The organism is Ruminococcus sp. NK3A76 (assembly GCF_000686125.1).
GTDB lineage: Bacteria > Bacillota > Clostridia > Oscillospirales > Ruminococcaceae > NK3A76.
In genome coordinates, this window is record NZ_JMMA01000002.1 from 3,189,171 (window position 1) to 3,211,602 (window position 22,432).

Below are 22,432 nucleotides of genomic sequence, written 5' to 3' on the forward strand. Positions count from 1 at the left end.
ACGTGATAGAAACATTTCGTAACGCATGGAAAGTTCCGGAGTTAAGAAAGAAGTTACTCTATACACTTCTCATCATTGTAGTCTACAGAGCGCTCGGTACTATACCGGTACCGTATCTTGATGCTGAGGCTATCAAGACATGGTTCAGCGCTTCTGAAAATTCGGGCGACTTTTTCAGCTATCTGAATGTTCTTTCAGGTGACAACTTCTCAAAGGCAACACTGTTGGCATTATCAGTCGGCCCGTACATCAACGCACAGATCATTATACAGCTTCTTACCTATGCACTTCCTCCTCTGGAGAGACTTGCTAAGGAAGGCCCTGAGGGCAAGAAGAAGCTCGACAAGATCACAAAATGGGCAGCACTCGCAATATCGCTCTTCCAGGCGTGGGCATATTACCTCACACTTGACAAGGCAGGCGCTACCATACACTCTGGCTCAGGCTTTGAGAAATGGTTCGCAGAGGCTGTTATCATAGCCGCTTTCACGGCTGGTTCTTCACTCACTATATGGCTCGGAAACCTCATCAGCGAGAAGGGTATCGGAAACGGTATCTCGATGCTGCTCTTTGCAGGTATCATCGCAAGAGGTCCTTCGGCAGTGCTCTCACTTATAGCACTTATGAAGACGGGCGAGGCTAAGTACATGATACTTGTGCCGATAATCATAGTGATATTCGTATTCATGATCGGCTTCATCGTATTTATGAATGATTCCGAGAGAAGGATACCGATACAGTACGCTAAGCGTGTTGTAGGAAGAAAGCAGTACGGCGGTCAGAGCACATACATCCCGATCAAGATAGCAATGAGCGGCGTTCTGCCGATCATCTTCGCTATGGCATTCATGTCGATACCCCAGACTCTCAAGATGTTCATAACACCGAGAGAGGACGGCACGGGCTTCTACAACACAGTGCTCAGACTGTTCAGCTACACACACCCGTTCTACGGCTGTCTGTACTTCGTACTTATCATAGCATTCAACTACTTCTATGTTTCAATGCAGTACAACCCCATTGAGATAGCTAACAACTTAAGACAGAACAACGGCGGTATACCCGGTATCAGACCCGGTAAGCCCACCTCTGACTACATTCAGAGGATACTGTCGAAGATCACACTCGTTGGTGCGTTCTTCCTCGGCGTTATCGCTATCTTCCCGATAATCTTCGGTGCTATCACCAAGGTCAACATCGCAATGGGCGGTACTTCGATACTCATCGTAGTAAGCGTTGCACTTGAAACAGCAAGAACAATGGAATCCCAGATGATAGCACGTCATCACAAGGGCTTCCTCGAATAATAACAGTTTAAGGATAAGCTTGAAAGGAGAATGAAAATGAATCTGATCTTACTCGGAGCTCCCGGTGCAGGCAAGGGCACACAGGCAGAGGTCATCAGCAAGGAATTTGGTATCCCTACTATCTCAACAGGCAATATGTTGAGGGCTGCTGTTAAGGCAGGCACAGAGTATGGCCTTAAGGCCAAGGCTGCAATGGATGCAGGCGATCTTGTTTCTGATGATATCGTAATTGGTATCCTAAAGGACAGGATCAAGGAGCCTGATGCTGCAAACGGCTTTATCCTTGACGGCTTCCCGAGGACAGTTCCTCAGGCTGAGGCGCTCGACAAGATGGGCGTAACAATAGACAAGGTCCTTGAGATATTCGTTCCTGATGAGACTATCAAGCAGAGAGTAAGCGGCAGAAGAGTTTGTCTCGACTGCGGCGCTACCTACCACGTAGACTTCAAGCCCAGCAAAGTTGAGGGCATATGCGATGTCTGCGGCAAGGAGCTTGTTATCAGAAAGGACGACAAGCCCGAAACAGTTATCAGCAGGCTTAAGACATACCACGAGCAGACAGCTCCTCTTAAGGGCTACTATGACAACCAGGGCAAGCTCGTAACAGTTGAGGGCCAGGACGCTCTTGAGGAAACAACAAAGCTTGTTCTCGAAGCATTAAAGGGCTGATAATAGAATCGAGGCTTTTTAAATGATCTATATCAAATCAAGCAAAGAGATCGAAAAGATGCGCCGTGCAGGACAGATCACGGCAGGCGCACTTATAGCAGCAGGTGAGGCTCTCAGACCGGGTATGACTACCCGTGAGCTTGACCATGTTGTGGAAAAATACATCACATCACACGGTGCTAAACCGGGGTTCAAGGGCTACGGCGGCTTTCCGGCTGCTGCCTGCATCTCGGTAAATGATGAAGTTATCCACGGGATACCGGGAAACAGGAGGATACTTGAGGGAGACATAGTTTCCGTTGATACAGGCGCCTACATAGACGGCTATCACGGCGACTCCTGCAAGACATTCGCCTGCGGAAAGATATCCGACGAGGCTCAGGCACTGCTCGATTCGACTGAGGAGAGCTTATACATGGCTATCGAAATGGTCAAGCCGGGCGTGAGGATAGGTGATATCGGCGCAGCTATACAGAAATACAACGAGGACAGGGGCTTCTCTGTAGTAAGAGAGTTTGTAGGCCACGGCCTCGGCAAGGGTCTTCACGAAGAGCCTGAGGTGCCGAACTTCGGCAAGGCAGGTCACGGTATAAGACTCAGAGCCGGTATGGTAATATGCATCGAGCCGATGATAAATATGGGTACGGCGGCAATAAAGATAATGCCCGATCAGTGGACTGTCAAAACACAGGACGGCAAATGGTCGGCACACTTTGAGCACGCTGTTGCAGTAACTCAGGACGGTTGCGTTATATTAAGCAAGCCGTGATGAGCAGCATTACAGTTAGAGCCGGTGAGCTCGTAAGGTCACTTGCAGGCCGTGACAAAGGCAGATACTTCGTTGCTGTGTCTGTTCACGGCGGTCGGGTATATATAGCTGACGGAAGGAAGAGAAAGCTCTCCTCTCCCAAAGCTAAAAACCCGAAACACATTTCACCTGCGGGAAAGACCATTGATATGAGCGAGCTGAGTGATAAAAGTTTAAGAAGGCTTATCTCCGAGTTTAAGACCCAAAACGAGGAAGAGCCGGTAAACACCGTCCCTTAAAGACGGGTGAGCATTTTAAGAAATGGAGAGCGTTTTATGTCAAAAGAAGATGTAATCGAAGTTGAAGGTACGGTTCAGGAGGCACTGCCAAATGCCACCTTTAAGGTCGAGCTCGCAAACGGTCACATAATTCTTGCCCATGTATCGGGTAAGCTCAGAATGAACTATATTCGTATAGTGCCCGGTGATAAGGTTACGGTGGAAATGTCACCTTATGACCTTTCTAAGGGAAGGATCACATGGAGAGCCAAGTAAGGCTACCCCAGACATAAGAGTAACGGAAAAAAAGATTTCCTGTAAGTTTTAAAGGAGGTATTTCGATGAAAGTAAGACCTTCAGTTAAGCCGATCTGCGAAAAGTGCAAGGTTATCAAGAGAAAGGGCAAGATCATGGTCATCTGCCAGAACCCCAAGCACAAGCAGCGTCAGGGCTAACAAACCAAAAATGGAGGTGCAAACTTAATATGGCACGTATTGCTGGTATAGACCTGCCTAAGGATAAGAGAATAGAGATCGCTCTTACTTATGTTTACGGTATAGGTCGTAATATTGCAAAGGATATTCTTGCAAACACGGGTGTTGACCCGGATATAAGAGTTAAGGATCTTTCCGATGAGGATACAGACAAGATCCGTGAGTATATCGACAAGAACGTAATCGTTGAGGGTGACCTCAGAAGAAACGTAGCTCTTAACATCAAGAGACTTGTCGAGATAGGCTGCTACAGAGGCGTTCGTCACCGCAAGGGTCTGCCTGTAAGAGGTCAGAGAACTAAGACAAACGCAAGAACTCGCAAGGGTCCTGTAAAGACTATCGCTAATAAGAAGAAGTAAGGAGGGTGTGAACAAATGGCTCAGCAGAAGAAAACAACAGTTCGTCGTCGTCGTGAGAGAAAGAACATTGAACAGGGACAGGTTCATATCCAGTCTACTTTCAATAACACTATCGTAACTATCACAGATATGCAGGGCAATGCTATATCATGGGCATCTGCAGGCGGTCTCGGCTTCAGAGGCTCCAAGAAGAGCACTCCCTTCGCTGCTCAGACAGCAGCAGAGACAGCTGCAAGAGCTGCTAAGGAGCACGGCCTTAAGATAGTTGAGGTATACGTTAAGGGCCCGGGCGCTGGCAGAGAGGCTGCTATCAGAGCACTCCAGAGTGAGGAGCTCGAGGTAAGAATGATCAAGGATGTAACTCCTATTCCTCACAACGGCTGCCGTCCGCCTAAGAGAAGACGTGTATAATTTTAAGACAATTTGAGTTACAAGTTTACTCAAAGTCGGGTAAAGCATTCGGCTTAAGACCCGATACGACATCAAAAACGGAGGTTATTAAAATGGCTGTAAACAGAGAACCTATTTTAAAGAGATGCAGATATTTAGGCATCAGCCCTATGGTTATGGGCGTTGCTAAGGAAGCAACATTCCGTAACCCCGACGCTAACAAGAGGAAGAAGGTTTCCGAGTACGGCGTTCAGCTTAAGGAAAAGCAGAAGCTCAAGTTCATCTACGGTATGCTCGAGAAGCAGTTCAGACACTACTTCGAGCTCGCTGAGAAGATGGAGGGTCAGGCCGGTGAAAACCTTATCACACTTCTTGAGTCAAGACTTGACAACGTAGTATTCAGAATGGGCCTTGCTTCTACAAGAAGAGAGAGCCGTCAGCTCGTTTCCCACGGTCACTTCGATGTGAACGGCAGAAGAGTTGATATCCCTTCTTACAGAGTTAAGCCGGGCGATGTAATCACTCTCAGAGAGAACTCCAAGAAGAGCGAGAAGTTCAAGCAGGTAATCGAACTCACAAACGGCAGGCTTGTTCCTACATGGATCGATATGAATAAGGAAGAGTCAACAGGTAAGATCACTCGTCTCCCCGTTAAGGCTGACCTTGACTACGAGATCGAAGAGCACCTTATCGTCGAGCTCTACTCCAAATAATAGGTTCCGGGCTTTTGCCCGCCTATTACATGGATCCGTTATACGTTTACAATATTCGAGTTTTGAAAACAGGAGGGTTTTAAATGCTTGAAAAAATAGAAAAGCCTGAAATAGAAACAGCCGAACTCAAAAGCAACGGAACGTACGGAAAATTCGTTCTCGAGCCGCTTGAGAGAGGCTATGGTATCACCCTCGGTAACAGCCTGAGGCGTGTACTGCTCTCCTCATTGCCGGGTGTAGCCGTTACAAGCGTAAAAATAGACGGCGTACATCACGAATTATCAACGATCCCCGGAGTTAAGGAAGACGTAACTGAGATAATCCTTAACCTTAAGGGACTTACAGCAAAGCTCTACGGCGAAGGCCCTAAGACAGTCTATATCGAGGCTGAGGGCGAGTGCGAGGTGACTGCCGGCGATATCAAGACCGATTCTGAGGTCGATATCCTTGTGCCTGATATGCACATCGCTACTCTCGGTGCAGGCGCTAAGCTCTACATGGAGATCGTTATAGACAGAGGCAGAGGCTATGTTTCTGCCGAAAAGAACAAGCAGCTTACACCTAACGCTCCTATCGGCGTTATAGCAGTTGACAGTATTTACACACCGGTGCTTAAGGTAAACTATACGGTGGATAATACCCGTGTAGGCCAGATCACCGATTTCGATAAGCTCACCCTTGAGGTTTGGACAGACGGAACTATTTCCGCCAAGGAAGCTGTATCAATGGCAGCCAAGCTACTCAACGAGCATCTGAATCTCTTCGTAGACCTCTCTGAGGAAACTACTGTAGTGGAGATCATGGCTGAAAAGGACGATAAGGGCAAGGAAAAGATCCTTGAGATGACCATTGAGGAGCTTGACTTATCTGTACGTTCCTTCAACTGTCTGAAGCGTGCAGGTATAAACACTGTCAATGACCTGATAGAGAAGTCTGAGGAAGAAATGATGAAGGTCAGAAACCTTGGTAAGAAATCATTTGATGAGGTCAAGGAGAAGCTCCATTCTCTCGGCTACGACCTCAGTTCCGAAGAAGAATAACGTAAGACTATAAATTAAGGAGTTGAACATCTATGCCAGGAAAGAGAAAGCTCGGAAGGCCTACCGACTCGAGAAAAGCAATGCTCAGAGCTATGGTAACATACCTTCTTGAGAACGGTAAGATCGAAACAACTGTAACAAGAGCTAAGGAAGTTTCCGCTATGACTGAGAAAATGATCACTCTCGGCAAGACAGGAGACCTTCATTCCAAGAGACAGGCACTCGCTTATGTAACTAAGGAGTCTGTTGTTAAGAAGCTTTTTGACGAGATCGCTCCCTCTTACGAGGGCAGACAGGGTGGTTACACAAAGATCGTTAAGATCGGCCCCCGTCGTGGCGATGCAGCTGAGATGGCTATAATCTCACTCGTTTGATTACAGATCGACACATAATAAAAATGCCGCTTCCCCTATCGGGAGGCGGTTTTTTATATATGAAAACGCTTTGATCGGTTAAGGCAACACCGCACAAAGACCGCCTGACGGCTTTGTACGCATCTTACTTGCATCTTTTCCGTCATATCACCCAAATCCACCTTGAAATACGGTAGTATTCCTGCGGCGGATATGGGTGATCTGACTAAAAATCTGACTGCGTAATCTGCGCACAATCTTCGTGCGGTATTGCCTTAATATTTTTATATTTTCCGGGGTCTTGCTTTTGTATAATGATAAAATTATATCAATTGTGTTAATTACCTATTGCATTTGAGAGAATAATATGGTATAATACTTATAACTATACTGAGGTTGAAACGAGGTGAAAATATATGCTTTTCGGACACAAAATAATAGCCTTATGTACATCTCGTGTTTACGATGCAGGGCAGCACAGGTTTATAAGAGTTCTCAATGATGAGCTTACAAGGCAGGGCTACAGGCTGTTTATTTATACCCTCAACACCGACCTCTACTGGAGCGAGGAGACAAGGATTGCTGAAAAGTGTGTATTTGAGCTGATACCATATGACAAGATAGACGGCGTCATTTTAATGGACGAGAAGATAAAGAGCGTCACGATAGCTGAAAGCATCGTCAAGGGCGCTCTCAACGCAGGCGTGCCTGTGATATCCGTTGACGGCGAGCATGAGGGAGCGCTGACTGTAAAGTTTGACTACGAAAAGGGCTTTGAGCAGATAGTGCGCCATGTTATCGAGCACCACAAGGTAAGGCGGCCGCATTTCGTTGCAGGCATAAAGGGCAACCCCTTCTCTGACAGCAGGATAGCAGTATTCAAGAAAGTGCTTGCTGAGAACAACATAGAGTATGATGACTCGATGCTAAGCTACGGCGAGTTCTGGGCCAAGCCTGCCCGTGAGGCTGCCGAGGCGCTCTGCCAGCGTGACGAGCTGCCTGAGGCTGTGCTTGCTGCAAATGATGTAATGGCTATAAACATAAACGACGTATTCCTAAAGCACGGCATAAAGGTGCCCGAGCAGGTGATAATCACCGGATTTGACGGTATTGACGAAGCGCAGTACAACGTGCCCAAGCTCTCTACCGTGAGCACTGACTGGTCGGTGCTGGCTGTTGAGATAAGCAAGGCCGTGTTCGAATACTTCGGCAAGAAAAAGACAGAGGGCTGCATCGCTGTGATGCCGCTGCTGACACCCAACGAATCCTGCGGGTGCGAGAGCTATTACGGGTCGATAGACACATATCTGAGCAAGCTGAACGACAGCTTCTACCGCTATCAGGACGACATAAGAAACCTTTACGACATAAGCGTAGAGATGCAGATGAGCACAACGCCCGAGCAGGCAATAAAGTATATGTACGACGGGCTGCTGCACGATATGTGCGTAGTGGTGAAAAAGGAGATATTTGAAAGAGAGCACAACTTCATTCTTGAAGACATACCGGCTATGGGGAATGCGCTCGTATACGACTCCTACCATGCATACTCGCCGATAAGGGATTTTGATGATAATGATATCGTACCTGACCTTGAAAGCAAGATAGAGGATAAGCACCCGCTGATTTTCAATGCGCTTGACTACATGGGCAGGAACTTAGGCTTTATCTGCTACAGCTTCAAGAGCTACGACATCACCGACTACACGAAGACGGCTGAGATAAACAACACCGTGAGCATGGGCTTCGGCGGCTACATCAATATGCAGTATCAGCTATACCTTGCCGAGACTGTTGAGAAAATGTACAAAAACGACAAGCTGACGGGGCTTTACACAAGAACGGGGTATGAGAAATACTTCGCAAAGCTGGTGGCGGCCAATGTTAACAAGGACACTGAGCTGACTGTAATAATGTCAGACCTCAACAACTTAAAGCAGATAAACGACACCTTCGGCCACACGGCAGGTGACATTGCCATATCGGCTGTGGCGGAGGCGCTTAAGAAGACCACCCCTGAGGGAACGGTATGCGTGCGCTACGGCGGCGACGAGATGGTGGCGCTTATAGCAGGAGATGCAGATGTTGACAAGATAATCGCCGACATAGACAAATTCCTGACCGAATACAACAGAAGCTCGGGGCTGATATTCAACATATCGACAAGCTGCGGCGCTTACACCGACAAGCTGACGGCGAATTTTGACCTGCAATACGCCCTAAGTCAGGCAGACAGGCGAATGTACGAGGCCAAGAAGCTCAAAAAGAGCATGGCTGACAACAACAGGATATAAAAGCAAAGGCTGCAAGGATTACTCCTTGCAGCCTTGATTATTTTACTGTTTGCTGCCGCTTTTGTTCGTCAAGGAAGCGGCATATCTCGGCGGTGAAGTCTTTAGCATACTTGCGGCACTTGGCCTCGCCGACGCCTGATATGTACATAAACTCCTCCTCGGTCCTGGGGAGCTTTTCGCACATATCCCGGAGTGATGAGTCGTTGAAGATAATATAGGCAGGCAGCTTTTCTTCCTGCGCCTTGCGGTTGCGAAGGCTCCTGAGTCGCCAGAAAAGCTCAGGGCGTGTTGTGCTGCGCTCGATGTTCCTGCCGGCCTTTGAGGTCCCTAACGCCTTGACGGGCGTTTTCTTAGGCACCTTCATCTTAACAGGCTTGCGCTCGATAAGCACTGCCCTTGCCCGTGAGGTGAGCTCATAAGAGCCGTAGGCGTTTTTGGCAAGGCACCCTTCTGTCTCCAAAAACCTGATTATGCGCTTGATGCTTACAAGCGTGCTGTCGGGCATGATGCCGAAGGTCGAGAGAGTTTCGAGCGAGAAGCCTGTCACCTTGGCCGTAGAGCGGCCTTTGAGTATATCGGCGATAACTGCCTCGCCGAAGGACAGCTTTCGTTGTGCGAGCCTGTAGACGCACGAGAGCACCTTCTGCGACTCGATAGTGATATCCATATCCTCAAACTCGCCGTCGCAGTTGGAGCAGCCGCCCTTATTGCTGCAGGTGCATCTGTCGGGAGCCTTCTCGCCGAAATAGCGCAGGATATACCCACGCAGGCAGTCGGTGGTCTGGCAGTAGCGCTGCATCTTATCAAGTCTGGCGAGCTGGCCTTTCTTTACTATGGCGAGAGTTTGCTCATCAAGGCCGTTATCGCCGCTGTCGTGCTCTATCATATAGCGGCAGGTCCTGACATCACGCTGGCTGAAAAGCAGTATACACTCACCAAACGAGCCGTCTCTGCCGCAGCGGCCGGCCTCCTGATAATAGCTCTCGATATCGAGCGGCATATTGAAGTGTATGACAAAGGAGACATTTGATTTATCTATACCCATACCGAATGCATTGGTGGCGACCATGATACGCTTTCTGTCGTAGAGGAAGTCGTCCTGGTTGCGGTGCTTTTCAACGTCGTCAAGGCCTGCGTGGTAGCGTGTGACGCTGTAGCCGTCGTGAGACAGCCGCTCGCAGAGCTCCTCGACGTTTTTGCGTGAGGTGGCGTAGATTATGCCGCTTTTGTCAGTATTGCGTTCGAGGATGCCGCAGAGCCTTTCGTACTTGTCAGGCGGGCTCTCGACTCCGAAGTAGAGGTTCTGTCTGTCAAAGCTCGTGACGACCTGTTCGGGGGAGTTAAGGCGGAGCATCGAGATTATGTCTTCCTTGACCCTTTGAGTGGCTGTGGCTGTGAAAGCCGAGACTATCGGGCGGCGTCTGAGCCTTGATATAAATTCCGGTATACGCAGATATGACGGCCTGAAATCCTGCCCCCACTGGGATACGCAGTGAGCCTCATCGACCGTCACCATAGCTATATCGGCATTCTCTGCAAAGGAAAGGAAGGACGGTGTTAGCAGTCTTTCAGGGGCGCAGTAGATAAGCGAGAAAGCCCCCTGTGATGCAAGCGTCAGCGCACGGCCATACTGCTCGGCAGAGAGCGAGCTGTTAAGGTATGCCGCACGCACGCCGCAGCCTATAAGGGCGTTGACCTGATCCTTCATGAGCGATATGAGCGGAGAGACAACGATAGTTATCCCCCGCATGAGCAGCGCCGGCACCTGATAGCAGATGCTCTTGCCGGCACCTGTAGGCATGATGCCGAGTGCATCGTGGCCGCTTAGTATCGCATCTACGAGCACCTCCTGCCCCTCACGGAAGCTGTCGTGCCCGAAGTACCCTTTGAGTACCGAGTGTTTATCCATTTACTGTTTCACCTTACAGATCAAGCATTCCGAGCTTTCGCATAGACGAGAGCTCGTTTTCATAGACGACGAAATGGTCTATGAGCACAACACCTATCGGGTCCAACATCTGCCGAAAGCGTCTTGTGATGACGATGTCGTTATCAGACGGGGCAGACGAGCCCTTTGAATGGCTGTGTGCTATTATAATATTCTTTGCAGAGGAGTTTGATATGATATTCATAGTCTTTTTGAACTGGAAGACCGAGCTGTTTTCAAGGCCACGGCCTATCTCCTGCGGAGCGCCGACCTTGCCGTTGTCATCGACTAAAAACAGCTTTGCACACTCAGACGATTCGCCGGAGAACTGATATATCATATAGTCATAGAGCGACTCTGCATTTGAAACGCTCAGGCTGCGCTGCATCTCAAGGTTATACTTGGCGCACAGGCGCATGAGGACTTTGAGATATATAGCGCTCTGCTCGCCGAGGCCTGTTACGGCGCAAAGCTCTGCGTAGGGTGCATTGAGCACCTGTGCAAAGCCGCCGAAGGTACGCAGCAGCTTATGCGAGAGCTCGTTTACATCGACTCTCGGCACGCTGTAAAAGAGCAGAAGCTCGATTATCTCGTGGTCGGAGAGCCCCTGAAAGCTCATATTATCTGCAAACTTCCGGCGAAGGCGCTCTCTGTGCCCCTCGTGGACAGGAGAGGAAGGCTTGCTTGTCTCTCCTGATGAAGACACGCCGCTCAGGTCATCAAGCAGCTCATCGAGCACGTTGCCCGAATAGGAGAAATCCTCCTCCTGGTTCTTTTTACTCATTATATACTCCCATCATTGCATCAACAAGCTCCTGAGGATCCCAGACACCTGTGAAGCTGTCGTTTATAACACTGGTCCTTGAAAGCAGGCCGAAGTTCTCGCCGTTGCCGACAAATGCATTATTATCCCACCATACGCAGGGAACGCCGGCTTCCTTGGCAGCGTTTAAGTAATACTCGGCGCATTCTATTCTTTCATCAACGTTGAAGTTCTTATTGAGCGTGCCGAACTCACCTATGATGACCGGTATCTCCTTTGACAGGAACAGGTCATTGAGGGTGATAAAGAGGTTATCTATAACGCCGCCGTCGCTTGCTGCATCGAAGGTATCTGTGCCGTTTACGTCAAGTGCGAAGGAGTAGGGGAGATATGCGTGAACTGAAACGATGAGGTTCTTGTCGTTCTCATCGGGGAGCTTGAGGTCTTTGAGCACGTTGCGGTCGCTCGATGCGGCGTAGGGGGTTATCATAAGGCAGCGCTTGTCGTTGTTGCCGCCCGAGGCTCTTACTGTCTCGTAGAATGCCTTCTCGTACTCGTTGACTATCTCTCTTGCTGCCTGTGTGCCGCCTGTCCACTCCTGCGGTGTGTCACGGAGTCGGGGCTCGTTTAAGCCTTCAAAGATAAGGTGCTCGTCATAGCCCTTGAATTCCTCTGCTATCTGCGACCAGAGAGCTTTCAGCTGCTCGATATCCTGCTCCTTGTCCTCCTCCTTGGGGAAATACCAGTCCTCGTGGTGTGTGTCGAGGATAACATACATATCGTTGTCGATACCGTAGTCAACGACCTCTCTTACCCTGTCCATCCACGCCTGGTCTACCTGATACTGGTCGTCCATATGCGTGCCCCAGGAAACGGGTATCCTGAACACGTTGAAGCCTGCGGCCTTTACTGCGTCTACCATGAGCTTGGTAGTGGTGGGCTGCCCCCACGAAGTCTCGGCGCTGACACCGCTGCCGCCTGTTGCGTCAAAGGTGTTGCCAAGGTTCCAGCCTATCTTCATTTCCTTGACGAGCTCCCACGCTGTGATATCACGCATGGGGTGGATAGTGTTGTCCTTTTCCTTCTTTTCAGCTGTGCTGTCGTCTGTCTGAGAATCTGATGATGAGCTGTTCTGTGAGTCTGATGATGAGCTGCTGTCGCTGCTGCCGCAGCCGGCTGTCATGCCGCAGACTGCTGCTGCGAGTATTGCTGCGAGTATTCTTTTTAATTTCATAAGCTATTTCTCCGTTTCTGGTTTGTACGCCCCGGGGTATATAACGCTTACCCTGCCGGCGGTTATCATATCCATGCAGTCATGTATGCTGTCAAACGGCGTATCTGAGGATATGCCGCTTATCTTTTCTGCGGTGAGGTGGTGGTTGTCTGTGCCGCCTGTCATTACAAAGCCGTATTGTTTGGCATACCAGTAGGCACGGTCGTTGTATTTATCGTCGTAATTGCCGCTGTTATACACCTCTACCCCGTCTACCCACTGGGGCACGAGCCTTATCTCACGCAGATAATTTGCCTCACGGAAGGGGTGTGCGTGTATTATCACAGCACCGTCCTTATGTGCGAGCTGTGCAAAGTCAAAGAAGCTCATCTGCACACACTCGGGGTGGTCATAGAGCCACTGCTTATCGAGCCCGTAGACGAGCATATCAGCGCCCTCGTAGCAGTACTCAAAGCCGAAGAACACCTTAAGGCCTATCTTGTCGCCCTCGGCCTTTGCGTTCTCAAAGCCCTTGCAGAACATATCTACCTTCTGCTTCCAGTCGCTGCACTGATGTATCTCGGGCAGGCAGTTGCCGTTAAAGAAATGGTCGGTGATGATGATGCCGTCATAGCCGAGCTCCTTATAGCGTCTTGCCTGCTGTGCGCCTGTTGCTGTGGCGCAGGCACTTGTTTCAGCGGTGTGCATATGTGTTTCGTATTTATACATTTATATCGCTACACCCCTTGTTATTACCTCTAAGCACATTCTGCCGTTGTGGTAGGGACATTTCCACGGGCCTACCTGCTCCTTGTACTCGTGAGGTGTATCGTCAGGCTCAAGCTCTGAGAACCATTCGCCGCCCTCTCGCTTGTCGATGACCTTATCTGCGATATAATCCCACACGCCTGCGGCTGTATCGAGGAAGCTCTTGTCGCCGCTGTTCTGATAAGCGTTTATAAAGCCGACAACGGCCTCTGCCTGCACCCACCATACACGGGTACGGTTTATCTCAGTCTTGTCACGCTCGTTGTTCATAGCACCGTTTTTATCAACGGCTATCGACTGGATATTCTTTGCTATCTTTATATTTATCTGCCTGAATTTTTCACAAAGCTCCTTGTCATCGAGCTCTCTGCACGCACGGTCAACAAGCCATGTGGCTTCGATATCATGGCCGTATGAGTGAACGTCGCCCACAAGGCCGAATTTCTCATCAAAGAAGACCTTAAGAGCGTTTGTCTCGGGGTCATAGATGATATCCGACATCTGCGAGAGCAGGAAGCGAAGCCTGTCCTCAACGGGCTTTATATGCCTTGCACGCAAAAGCTCGGTATAGCCCTCTATCAGGTGGAGCACTGTGTTCATCGTCTTGTCAGCCTTAAGGCCGTTCTCGCTGAGGGCTTCGTTGTCTATCGGCTGCCAGTCCCTGGAGAATGCTTCGCCGTAGCCGTAGTCATCAAGGGTGTTCTGCTCGATATCCGAGAACAGCTTGGTGGCAAGGTCGAGCGCAAAGCTGTCGCCAAAGGCGTTGTAGTAAGCCGAAAGGGCATATATGCAGAATGCTATGTTGTATGTGTGCTTCATAGTGTCGGTGGGGTTGCCCTTATAGTCGCACATCCAGTAAACGCCGCCGTTGTCGTAGTCGATACAGTGGTTTTTGATAAACTCGAATGCGTGGAAGGCAAGGGGGCGCAGGCTCTCGTCCTTCAGCACTTCAAAAGCGTGCGAGAAGAACCAGAGAATGCGTGCGTGGAGTATAACGCCCTTGTCGGCCTTTTTATCGAGCACGAGGCTGTTGCTCATAAAGCCGTAGAAGCCGCCGTTTTCCTCGTCCTTAAGTGCTGACCAGAAGGGGATTATGTGGTCTGTAAGTTCTTTTTTTATCTGCTCGTTTCTCATAGAATATGCTCCTTTAGTCTGTTATGCGTCTTGCTTCGATGTAGTAGCGCTTGTCCCATGCGTGACCCATAGAGAAGGTCTTTCGAGGCAGTGCGCCGTCTGCTATGACTGTCGGGAAGAGCTCGTTCTTGCCCATATCGGGAAGGATAAAGCCGACAGAGCCGTTGTCCATAGACAGCTTCTCTACGACCTCTGTGCCGTGGATATAGTCTATCCCTGCGCCGTTTTCCTTGCACCATGTATCAAGGAAATTCTGTAATGTGCCGACTGTCAGCTTGCTCGAAGTGTTTGCAGCGGTATACCACACCGTCTGGCCGCTGTTGACTATTCCGAAGCACTGTGCGCCGTCTGTCTTGCCCTCTGTAAGTCCGAGAGCGTTTGTTATATCGGCAAACAGCTGGTTTTCGTCAGCGCCTGTGACTATGCGGTGGATAGCCTCAAATTCAAGTGCGGGGGAGTGAAGGTTCACTATCTCGCAGAGCGCATATCTTGCAGGGTGGTTTGACATATCCTTGCCGGGGTTTGCAGCTTTGAGCTCCTCATAATAAGCCTTTGCTGTGGCAAGAGAATGGTTGCCGTCGCCCATAGCGTAGAGCAGCACGGGGGTGTCGGTCAGGCCGTAGCGCTTTTCAAAGCCTTCCTTTTCGCCGAGCTTGTCAAGAGCTGCGAGAACGTCAGCTTTGCTCTGCTCATCGAGCAGCCAGCCTGTTATGCTGCCGCCCTTTTTGAGGAGGGGTGTGTCGTAGAGCTTTTCAAAGCCCTGCTTTTTGGCATAAAGCGGCTCGATAACGCTGCCTGATCCATCGTCTATGAGTATCATAATATGTGTAAGCTCGATATCTGCGCCACGTCTTACCTTAAGGCGAGGGGGTATCCTCTCAACTACTGTGGCTTCGGTAGCTCTTACAGGGGAAGACGAGCCCTTGCTGTAATCATATTCTTCAAGGTCGATACAGCCGACAAGGCCTGCACGCACCTTGCCGTCGTCCTGAACTCTTTCAATGTATATCAGTGCGTCCTTATACTCTGTGAAGATGCCGTCTGCGATGTATTTTTCCATGTTTTTATGTATCGTGTCGATACGTGCCTGCTCATTGCCGCTGCCGAGATATACCTCGGGAAGAATCAGGTTAAGAGCTGACGGAGCAGCACCTATAAGCTGTTCGAGCTCTGCCCAGTAGCCGGGCTCTGAGGTGTACTGGTCGCAGGCGACTACTGCCCACTTTTCCATATCCGTATTTGCAGGCAGAAGTATATCTGCCGGTCTGAATGCTGTCATAGCTTTACCTCCGCAATCGTTTTCATTATCCATATCCCAAAATAGGACGGCAAAAGCCGTCCTATCTATGCTTGTGTATTATCAGATGAGGGGTGTCTCGTCGGGGTCATAGTCAGGGCCTATGTTTTCCTTTACGGGTCTTTTTATCCTGACAGGCTTTTCCTCCACGACAGCGTTCTCGTTGTCGTTGACAGCGTCCTCGTTGTCGTTGACAGCGTCCTCGTTGTCGTTGATGGCCTCCTCGGTGTCGTTGACAGCCTCAGCCTCTGCCTCGCTTGTCTGAACAGGAGCAGTCTCCGGCTCGGGCTCTGAAATGGCCTCTGCCTCCTCGTCCTCATCAGCAGGCTTTGTCTGCTCGTCTATCTTCTGCTGTGCTTCCTCGTTGAAGTTAGGAGAGCCGTGGCACTTCTTATACTTCTTGCCGCTGCCGCAGGGGCAGGGATCGTTCGGGCCTATCTTCTTGGCCTTTCTTCTTATGACTGTGTGGTTGGAGCGGCTCTCGTTGAGCACCTGCTCACGCTGAGGAGCCTGACCCTCACGTCTTACCTGAATGGTGAAGAGCGTTCTTACGGTATCCTCTCTGATAGAGTCTACCATAGCGTCGAACATCTCGAAGCCTTCCATTCTGTATTCAACAACAGGGTTTCTCTGACCGTATGACCTGAGCACGATACCACGCTTGAGCTCGTCCATATCATCTATATGAGCCATCCACTTGGTATCAACTACCTTAAGAAGAACGACACGCTCTATCTCACGCAGCAGATCATGGCCGAGGTCTTCCTCACGCTTCTCGTAGATAGCGAGAGCTCTTTCCTGGAGCATATTGAGGATATCTTCCTTGCTGGTATCATCAAGCTCCTGGCTGGTGTAGTTGAAGTCATCATCTACTGTGATAAGACCCATGAGCTGATCCTTAAGGCCTTCGAGGTTCCAGTTATCCTTGATATCTTCCTCGCCGATGTACATATTTACCGTAGTCTCAACGAAGTCTTTTATCATATTAAGGATATAGTCGTGGATATCCTCGCCGTCGAGCACCTTGCTACGCTGGCCGTAGATTATCTCACGCTGGGTATTCATAACGTCGTCGTAGTTGAGGACGTTCTTTCTGATATTGAAGTTCCTGCCCTCTATCTTCTTCTGCGAGGAAGCTATAACGCTTGTCAGCAGCTTTGATTCGATAGGCATATTCTCGTCTACCTTAAGAGAATCCATCATACCGGTTACTCTGTCGCCGCCGAATATTCTCATAAGGTCGTCTTCAAGAGAGAGGTAGAAGCGGCTCTCGCCCGGGTCGCCCTGTCTGCCGGAACGGCCGCGGAGCTGGTTGTCGATACGTCTTGACTCATGTCTCTCGGTACCGATGATGAAAAGACCGCCTGCTTCCTTTACAGCCTCTGCCTTTTCCTTTACCTGAGCGTTATACTTGTCATAGAATTCCTTATACTTTTCTCTTGCTTCCACTATTACCGGGTCTTCTGTCTCGGCAAAGCCGGTAGCATCAACTATCACCTGCTCCTCATAGCCGAGCTTTCTCATCTCAGCCATTGCGAGGTACTCAGCGTTACCGCCGAGAATGATATCGGTACCTCTACCTGCCATGTTGGTAGCTATGGTAACGGAGCCGTACTTACCTGCCTGAGCAACTATCTGAGCTTCCTTCTCGTGGTACTTAGCGTTGAGCACCTCATGCTTTATGCCCTTATTCTTGAGCAGGCGGGAGAGGTATTCACTCTTTTCGATAGAAACTGTACCCACGAGCACCGGCTGGCCCTTCTTGTTGCACTCGATTATCTGCTCGATAACTGCGTTATACTTGCCCTTTTCTGTCTTGAAGACAACGTCGTGGTGATCTTTTCTGATAACGGGGCGGTTTGTAGGTATCTCGATAACGTCGAGCTTATATATCTCTCTGAACTCGTCTTCCTCGGTAAGCGCTGTACCTGTCATACCCGAGAGCTTTTCATAGAGACGGAAGTAGTTCTGATATGTTATGGTAGCGATAGTCTTAGACTCACGCATTACCTTAACGCCTTCCTTGGCTTCTATCGCCTGGTGCAGGCCGTCGTTGAAACGTCTGCCGACCATTATACGGCCTGTGAACTCGTCAACGATGAGCACCTCGCCGTCCTTTACAACGTAGTCTACCTCGTTGGTCATTACGCCGTTAGCCTTGATAGCCTGGTTGATATGGTGGAGAAGCGTCATATTGTCAGCGTCCATAAGATTGATAACGCCGAAGTGCTTTTCTGCCTTCTTTACGCCCTGCTTTGTGAGGGTGGCTGTTCTTGCCTTTTCGTCGATTATGTAATCGCCGTCGTAGATAGTATCTGTATCCTGCTTATCGTCTATCTCAACTACCTTGGTGGGCTTAAGGGTCTTTGCAAAGGCATCTGCCTTCTGATAAAGGTCGGTAGATTTATCGCCCTGGCCGGAGATGATAAGAGGGGTTCTTGCTTCGTCTATGAGTATAGAGTCTACCTCATCGACTACTGCGAAGGAGTGACCTCTCTGCACCTTATCTTTCTTATAGATGACCATGTTATCACGCAGGTAGTCAAAGCCGAACTCGCTGTTTGTACCGTAGGTGATATCTGCGTTATATGCCTCACGCTTTTCTTCCTTTTCCATGCCGTTGAGAACGCAGCCTATAGTACAGCCGAGGAAGCGGAATACTCTGCCCATTTCCTCCGACTGGAACTTAGCGAGGTAGTCATTTACCGTTACAACGTGAACGCCCTTGCCGTCGAGGCAGTTGGCATAAGCTGCAAGGCAGGCAACGAGAGTTTTACCTTCACCGGTCTTCATCTCGGCTATACGGCCCTGATGAAGAACTATAGCACCGATTATCTGAACAGGGTAAGGCTTTTTGCCGAGAACTCTGAATGCAGCTTCACGGCAGACCGCAAGTGCATCGGGCAGAGTGTCATCAAGAGTGGAGAGCCCGTCTGAGAGCTTGTCCTTCATGATCTGTGTCTGCTCCCTGAGCTCGTGGTCGCTCATAGGCTGATACTTAGCCTCGAGCTCGAGAACCTTATTTTTGATAGGCTCTATCCTTGCAAGCTCCTTTTTGGAGTAGTTGCCGAACATTTTATCAAATAAACCCATATGATCTAACCGTCCTTACTTATCTTTGATTATAAAAATACACTATATATTATACCGCAGCAGGGCGTTTTTGTCAATGATTTTTCACAGCTTTTTCACTATAAACAGGGCATTTATATTGTATTCCACACACTTTTGTGAAAGGTAATATACCGCAGGGAAAAAAGCAGGGGCAATTTGGTCAAAATATACTATTGATTATATATTGATAAAATGATATAATTAAAGAAAATCCGGGGGAATGAGGTATACATCAATGAACGGGCTTACAAAAGCGCTGCTCATAATAGGCATAATGGCGGCGATAATAGGGGCTATAGGTCTTCCGGATGCGATAACGCTCTGGACGGACGATGCGAGCGGTCTTGACAGCCTTACACCCGGCAGTATTGAAGAAGGCGATGTGTTTCGGGGCGAGGTGCCGGTCTCTGTTGACCTGATAGCAGAGGAAGTGACTGTTAAGAAATACGGCTTTGTAAAGATAGGCGAGACGAAAACGCCCTTTTACCTTGTCAAGCTCGAAAACGGGTATGCTCTGGTGAATGTCACCTTTGCAAAGAAGCAGGAGGCCTTCAAGGAGCTTACAAGAGATTCGCATTCCTATTACAGAGGGGGCTCGGGCGACAAGCCGGAGGGCGTTGAGATAACGGCTGTTTCAGAGCGAATGCCGGCCAACTTAAAGGAGTATCTCAAAGATTACTGCGAGTCGGGCGGATTGACAGAGCAGGAATACTCGGAGATGGTCGAGAATACATACTGTCTCAGGACGATAAACTACGACTACGCAAAATACACTCCGCCGATATGCTTTGGCGTGGCGGGTCTATGTGCAATTATAATCGTTATAGGAAAACTCACAGGGTCAAAGGCTGTGAGCATATGATCTGTTAAAGGAGAAATGAAATGAGCAGGCTTACTAAAATACTGCTCTGCGTGATGCTCGCAGGGCTTTTCGTCGGCGGCATAGGTGTTGCCGATGCGATAAAGGTATGGAAAAACGACATAAGCGACACCGAGAAGATAGAAGTCGGCAGTCTTGAAAAGGGCGATCTGTACGAGGGGAACATTGCGGCCTCGATAGACATGGTAGCCGAGCAGACGACCACCTCGACATACGGCTTTATGCCGGTGAGCAAGACTACCTCGCCATATTATCTTATCGAGAACGAGAACTGCTATATGCTGATATGCGTGACCGACGTGGACAAGCAGGAGGAGTTCAAGGAGCTGACCACACAGACGAGGGGCTATATGTACGGCGGTTACGACAAGCTGCCCGACGGCGTGAATGTTACCGCACAGGTCGTGGAGATGCCTGACGATGCCAAGAAATACCTCAAAGAATACTGCGATAAATGGGGTATGCCCGAAACTGAGTATGCGGCTATCGTTGAGGACGCATACTGTCTTAAAACCGTAAGGTTCAGCGGCATGAAGTTTGCGCCGCTGATAGGCTTTGGGCTGGCACTTATATGTGCGGTCATTCTTATAATAAGGAAGGCAAAGGCGCCGAAGATAGTCAATCTCTGACATAAAAATAACGCTCACATACACGGGGTATGTGGGCGTTTTAGTTTTATCTGTGCGATTTGAATATCAGCGTCGGCTGGTAGTCGCTGCCGAGCTTTCTCATCTTTCTTGCCTTGAAGAGCGAGAGCATCGTGTCGATAAAGAGCATCGCTGCAAAGATGAGCATAAGGATAAGGCCTACGTTTATCACGAGCGAGTCAAGGAACTCCTCGACCTTGGGCTCGATTATCGTAACGATAACGAAGCCTGCCGCTGCAAAGAAAAGCGTGTTGCGCAGGCATATGAGCCCCTTGTAATTGAAGCGCATATGCGAGTAATCCCACCACCTGGCGTGGAAGGCCTTTTCAAGCGCTGTGCCGACAAGCAGCTCGACACCCGTGCATAAAAGCATCGAAACGATGACCAGCAGGACATAGTTGCTGCTGAAGCCTTTGAGTATTATATTCAGTAAAAGCACACCCAGCCCGTATATCGGGCATAAGGGCAGATGCAGAAAGCCTCTGTTCTGAAACTCCCTTGCCTCTATCGCCATATCGGCGACCTCTACTACCCAGCCCATAACGCTCCAGAAGCAGAAGATGCCGAACATCTGATACAGGCTGTAGCCAACATAAGGAAGGTCTGTCAGAACACGCTCAAAGTATGTGTTGAGCATAAACATCCCTCTTGATATACAGCAGCACCGTTTATAAGGCGGCGCTGATAAAATTTGTGAAAACTCAAATATTTCCCTACTATGATGATATCAGAAATTATATGCATTTGTCAATGATTATTACAGAATTTACGCATTTAAAACAAAAACAATATGAAAAAACAGTGTCTTTTTTAGGCTATTTTACGATAGAGGTTACAATTTGGTTTCACGCTCTGTATGCCTGGTCATAAGATACACGCAGACGAGCATTATAACAGGGAAGATGCAGGCGCATAGAATGCCCTTGTGCAGGTCGTCACCGAACAGTCCTGACAGCCTGCCGGCAAGGGTCGGGCCGCCTCCGCAGCCGAGGTCGCCTGCAAGTGCAAAGAGCGCAAACATCAGCGTGCCGCCGTTTTTTATCCTGCCTGCTGCAAGGCTGAATGTTCCCGGCCAGAAGATGCCTACCGAGAATCCGCAGAGCATACACCCTGCAAGCCCTGCCGCTGCACTGTCGGTAAGGCCTATTAGCAGATAGCAGGCAATGCACGCCACGGCACTTGCCGCCATAAAGCGTGTGAGCGACAGCCGCTCGCCGAATTTGCCGAAAAGCGCCCTTGATGAACCCATAAACAGCGCAAAGCCCATAGGCCCCAGCAGGTCGCCTGTGGATTTGGAGACGTGCAGTCCGGCCTCGGCAAAGGCTGATGCCCACTGGCTGACGGTAAGCTCGCAGGCGCCTGCACAGAGCATCATCACCATGAATATGACAAAGCGCTTATCCCTTACAAGTGCGGGGAGTGTCATGCCGGTATCGTCATCGCCGGGCAGCGCCGGCATGGGGACTTTTATAAACATCACAAGCGTAACAAGCGGTATGACAGCCCAGAGAGAAGCCAGCACACGCCAGTGTGATACGCCGGCTACGGCAAAGAAAACTGTCGAGACGAGCACCGTGCCTGCCTGCCCCCAGCAGTAGAAGGAGTGAAGCAGCGCCATGGCAGTTTCTTTATTGTCGGTCGGGCAGGCCTCTACTATCGGGCTTACGAGCACTTCGAGCAGGCCGCCGCCTATCGCATATAGCGACACGCAGACCATAAGCCCCACAAACGCCGACGGCATGATATCCGGCAGGAATGAAAGCGAGACAAACCCTGCCGCAGAAACGGCAAAGGCCGATATCATGGCGGCTTTAGCACCTATGCGCCTTACAAAGAGCGGCGAGAGCGCATCGACTGTGAGCTGCACGCCGAAGTTTATCGTTATCAGCCAGGTTATCTGCTTAAGGGGTATGCAGAATTCCTGCCGGAAGGTGATAAACAGCAGAGGTGCGAAGTTATTGACTATCGCCTGCACCACATATCCGAGGAAGCAGGCGTATATCGTTTTATTATATGCATTTTTGTCTTTCAAGGCTAACCTCCG

General features: G+C 49.6%; 23 protein-coding genes. 14 read left to right on the forward strand and 9 right to left on the reverse strand.

The features are described from left to right. Positions 1–2 precede the first annotated feature (2 nt). The 12 genes from secY (at position 3) to CD05_RS0114920 (ending at position 8,645) form a co-directional block, all read left to right on the forward strand. On the forward strand, positions 3–1,307 hold the full coding sequence (secY, locus tag CD05_RS0114865; protein WP_028511144.1) for a preprotein translocase subunit SecY: 1,305 nt from the start codon (positions 3–5) through the stop codon (positions 1,305–1,307). Between the two features lie 36 nt (positions 1,308–1,343). Then, positions 1,344–1,976 carry an adenylate kinase gene (locus CD05_RS0114870; RefSeq protein WP_028511145.1) on the forward strand — a complete coding sequence of 211 codons (633 nt, stop codon included), beginning with the start codon at positions 1,344–1,346 and terminating at the stop codon, positions 1,974–1,976. A gap of 22 nt (positions 1,977–1,998) precedes the next feature. Further along, on the forward strand, positions 1,999–2,745 hold the full coding sequence (gene map / locus CD05_RS0114875; protein ID WP_028511146.1) for a type I methionyl aminopeptidase: 747 nt from the start codon (positions 1,999–2,001) through the stop codon (positions 2,743–2,745). Continuing rightward, complete coding sequence (locus CD05_RS0114880; protein WP_028511147.1) at positions 2,745–3,023, forward strand: KOW domain-containing RNA-binding protein; 279 nt, start codon at positions 2,745–2,747, stop codon at positions 3,021–3,023. Before map ends, CD05_RS0114880 begins: the two co-directional genes overlap by 1 nt. A gap of 36 nt (positions 3,024–3,059) precedes the next feature. Continuing rightward, entirely contained in the window at positions 3,060–3,278 is a 219-nt protein-coding gene (gene infA / locus CD05_RS0114885) for a translation initiation factor IF-1 (RefSeq protein ID WP_028511148.1), read from the forward strand. 65 nt (positions 3,279–3,343) lie between these two features. Further along, a complete protein-coding gene (rpmJ, locus tag CD05_RS0114890) occupies positions 3,344–3,457 on the forward strand; it encodes a 50S ribosomal protein L36 (protein ID WP_028505010.1) in 114 nt (37 codons plus the stop codon). A 29-nt stretch (positions 3,458–3,486) separates the two neighbouring features. Then, on the forward strand, positions 3,487–3,855 hold the full coding sequence (gene rpsM, locus CD05_RS0114895; protein ID WP_028511149.1) for a 30S ribosomal protein S13: 369 nt from the start codon (positions 3,487–3,489) through the stop codon (positions 3,853–3,855). 15 nt (positions 3,856–3,870) lie between these two features. Then, on the forward strand, positions 3,871–4,266 hold the full coding sequence (rpsK, locus tag CD05_RS0114900) for a 30S ribosomal protein S11 (RefSeq protein WP_028511150.1): 396 nt from the start codon (positions 3,871–3,873) through the stop codon (positions 4,264–4,266). Positions 4,267–4,358: 92 nt separating this feature from the next. Further along, entirely contained in the window at positions 4,359–4,958 is a 600-nt protein-coding gene (gene rpsD, locus CD05_RS0114905) for a 30S ribosomal protein S4 (protein ID WP_028511151.1), read from the forward strand. A gap of 83 nt (positions 4,959–5,041) precedes the next feature. Beyond that, positions 5,042–5,998: a DNA-directed RNA polymerase subunit alpha gene (locus CD05_RS0114910; RefSeq protein WP_028511152.1), complete on the forward strand. Its 957-nt coding sequence runs from the start codon at positions 5,042–5,044 to the stop codon at positions 5,996–5,998. 32 nt (positions 5,999–6,030) lie between these two features. Further along, a complete protein-coding gene (gene rplQ, locus CD05_RS0114915; RefSeq protein ID WP_028511153.1) occupies positions 6,031–6,372 on the forward strand; it encodes a 50S ribosomal protein L17 in 342 nt (113 codons plus the stop codon). A gap of 395 nt (positions 6,373–6,767) precedes the next feature. Next, positions 6,768–8,645, forward strand: a complete 1,878-nt coding sequence (locus CD05_RS0114920; protein ID WP_028511154.1) for a GGDEF domain-containing protein — start codon at positions 6,768–6,770, stop codon at positions 8,643–8,645. A 37-nt stretch (positions 8,646–8,682) separates the two neighbouring features. Here CD05_RS0114920 and recQ read toward each other — a convergent pair whose 3' ends face one another. The 7 genes from recQ to secA form a co-directional block, all read right to left on the reverse strand. After that, on the reverse strand, positions 8,683–10,554 hold the full coding sequence (gene recQ / locus CD05_RS18980; protein WP_037323066.1) for a DNA helicase RecQ: 1,872 nt from the start codon (positions 10,552–10,554) through the stop codon (positions 8,683–8,685). A gap of 13 nt (positions 10,555–10,567) precedes the next feature. Then, positions 10,568–11,356 carry a JAB domain-containing protein gene (locus CD05_RS0114930; protein ID WP_028511155.1) on the reverse strand — a complete coding sequence of 263 codons (789 nt, stop codon included), beginning with the start codon at positions 11,354–11,356 and terminating at the stop codon, positions 10,568–10,570. Continuing rightward, positions 11,349–12,569 carry a glycoside hydrolase family 5 protein gene (locus tag CD05_RS0114935; protein ID WP_028511156.1) on the reverse strand — a complete coding sequence of 407 codons (1,221 nt, stop codon included), beginning with the start codon at positions 12,567–12,569 and terminating at the stop codon, positions 11,349–11,351. Before CD05_RS0114935 ends, CD05_RS0114930 begins: the two co-directional genes overlap by 8 nt. A 3-nt stretch (positions 12,570–12,572) precedes the next feature. After that, on the reverse strand, positions 12,573–13,277 hold the full coding sequence (locus CD05_RS0114940) for a PHP domain-containing protein (RefSeq protein WP_028511157.1): 705 nt from the start codon (positions 13,275–13,277) through the stop codon (positions 12,573–12,575). Then, entirely contained in the window at positions 13,278–14,450 is a 1,173-nt protein-coding gene (locus CD05_RS0114945; protein WP_028511158.1) for an AGE family epimerase/isomerase, read from the reverse strand. It lies immediately after the preceding gene. Between the two features lie 13 nt (positions 14,451–14,463). Next, positions 14,464–15,729 carry a DUF1015 domain-containing protein gene (locus CD05_RS0114950; protein ID WP_028511159.1) on the reverse strand — a complete coding sequence of 422 codons (1,266 nt, stop codon included), beginning with the start codon at positions 15,727–15,729 and terminating at the stop codon, positions 14,464–14,466. Positions 15,730–15,810: 81 nt separating this feature from the next. Continuing rightward, a complete protein-coding gene (secA, locus tag CD05_RS18985; protein WP_084262211.1) occupies positions 15,811–18,840 on the reverse strand; it encodes a preprotein translocase subunit SecA in 3,030 nt (1,009 codons plus the stop codon). 241 nt (positions 18,841–19,081) lie between these two features. Between secA and CD05_RS0114960 the strand changes: the two genes are divergently transcribed. Both CD05_RS0114960 and CD05_RS0114965 read left to right on the forward strand, forming a co-directional pair. After that, positions 19,082–19,723, forward strand: a complete 642-nt coding sequence (locus CD05_RS0114960; RefSeq protein WP_198021602.1) for a DUF6709 family protein — start codon at positions 19,082–19,084, stop codon at positions 19,721–19,723. A 20-nt stretch (positions 19,724–19,743) separates the two neighbouring features. Beyond that, entirely contained in the window at positions 19,744–20,370 is a 627-nt protein-coding gene (locus tag CD05_RS0114965) for a DUF6709 family protein (RefSeq protein ID WP_028511161.1), read from the forward strand. A gap of 46 nt (positions 20,371–20,416) precedes the next feature. On the opposite strand, the gene CD05_RS0114970 is transcribed toward CD05_RS0114965, so the two are convergent. Together CD05_RS0114970 and CD05_RS0114975 are read right to left on the reverse strand one after the other, a co-directional pair. Next, positions 20,417–21,025, reverse strand: coding sequence for a putative ABC transporter permease (locus CD05_RS0114970; RefSeq protein WP_028511162.1), 609 nt, complete (start codon positions 21,023–21,025; stop codon positions 20,417–20,419). Positions 21,026–21,220: 195 nt separating this feature from the next. Beyond that, positions 21,221–22,420, reverse strand: coding sequence for an MFS transporter (locus CD05_RS0114975; RefSeq protein ID WP_028511163.1), 1,200 nt, complete (start codon positions 22,418–22,420; stop codon positions 21,221–21,223). Positions 22,421–22,432: the final 12 nt, after the last annotated feature.

Coding starts and splice junctions, on each gene's coding strand:
- rpmJ (WP_028505010.1), top strand. CDS start 3,344: ATGAAAGTAAGACCTTCAGTTAAGCCGATCTGCGAAAAGTGCAAGGTT.
- rplQ (WP_028511153.1), top strand. CDS start 6,031: ATGCCAGGAAAGAGAAAGCTCGGAAGGCCTACCGACTCGAGAAAAGCA.
- CD05_RS0114880 (WP_028511147.1), top strand. CDS start 2,745: ATGAGCAGCATTACAGTTAGAGCCGGTGAGCTCGTAAGGTCACTTGCA.
- rpsD (WP_028511151.1), top strand. CDS start 4,359: ATGGCTGTAAACAGAGAACCTATTTTAAAGAGATGCAGATATTTAGGC.
- CD05_RS0114930 (WP_028511155.1), bottom strand. CDS start 11,356: ATGAGTAAAAAGAACCAGGAGGAGGATTTCTCCTATTCGGGCAACGTG.
- CD05_RS0114945 (WP_028511158.1), bottom strand. CDS start 14,450: ATGAGAAACGAGCAGATAAAAAAAGAACTTACAGACCACATAATCCCC.
- secA (WP_084262211.1), bottom strand. CDS start 18,840: ATGGGTTTATTTGATAAAATGTTCGGCAACTACTCCAAAAAGGAGCTT.
- infA (WP_028511148.1), top strand. CDS start 3,060: ATGTCAAAAGAAGATGTAATCGAAGTTGAAGGTACGGTTCAGGAGGCA.
- CD05_RS0114920 (WP_028511154.1), top strand. CDS start 6,768: ATGCTTTTCGGACACAAAATAATAGCCTTATGTACATCTCGTGTTTAC.
- CD05_RS0114950 (WP_028511159.1), bottom strand. CDS start 15,729: ATGACAGCATTCAGACCGGCAGATATACTTCTGCCTGCAAATACGGAT.
- CD05_RS0114940 (WP_028511157.1), bottom strand. CDS start 13,277: ATGTATAAATACGAAACACATATGCACACCGCTGAAACAAGTGCCTGC.
- recQ (WP_037323066.1), bottom strand. CDS start 10,554: ATGGATAAACACTCGGTACTCAAAGGGTACTTCGGGCACGACAGCTTC.
- rpsM (WP_028511149.1), top strand. CDS start 3,487: ATGGCACGTATTGCTGGTATAGACCTGCCTAAGGATAAGAGAATAGAG.
- CD05_RS0114935 (WP_028511156.1), bottom strand. CDS start 12,569: ATGAAATTAAAAAGAATACTCGCAGCAATACTCGCAGCAGCAGTCTGC.
- CD05_RS0114965 (WP_028511161.1), top strand. CDS start 19,744: ATGAGCAGGCTTACTAAAATACTGCTCTGCGTGATGCTCGCAGGGCTT.
- CD05_RS0114960 (WP_198021602.1), top strand. CDS start 19,082: ATGAGGTATACATCAATGAACGGGCTTACAAAAGCGCTGCTCATAATA.
- CD05_RS0114910 (WP_028511152.1), top strand. CDS start 5,042: ATGCTTGAAAAAATAGAAAAGCCTGAAATAGAAACAGCCGAACTCAAA.
- CD05_RS0114870 (WP_028511145.1), top strand. CDS start 1,344: ATGAATCTGATCTTACTCGGAGCTCCCGGTGCAGGCAAGGGCACACAG.
- map (WP_028511146.1), top strand. CDS start 1,999: ATGATCTATATCAAATCAAGCAAAGAGATCGAAAAGATGCGCCGTGCA.
- rpsK (WP_028511150.1), top strand. CDS start 3,871: ATGGCTCAGCAGAAGAAAACAACAGTTCGTCGTCGTCGTGAGAGAAAG.
- CD05_RS0114970 (WP_028511162.1), bottom strand. CDS start 21,025: ATGCTCAACACATACTTTGAGCGTGTTCTGACAGACCTTCCTTATGTT.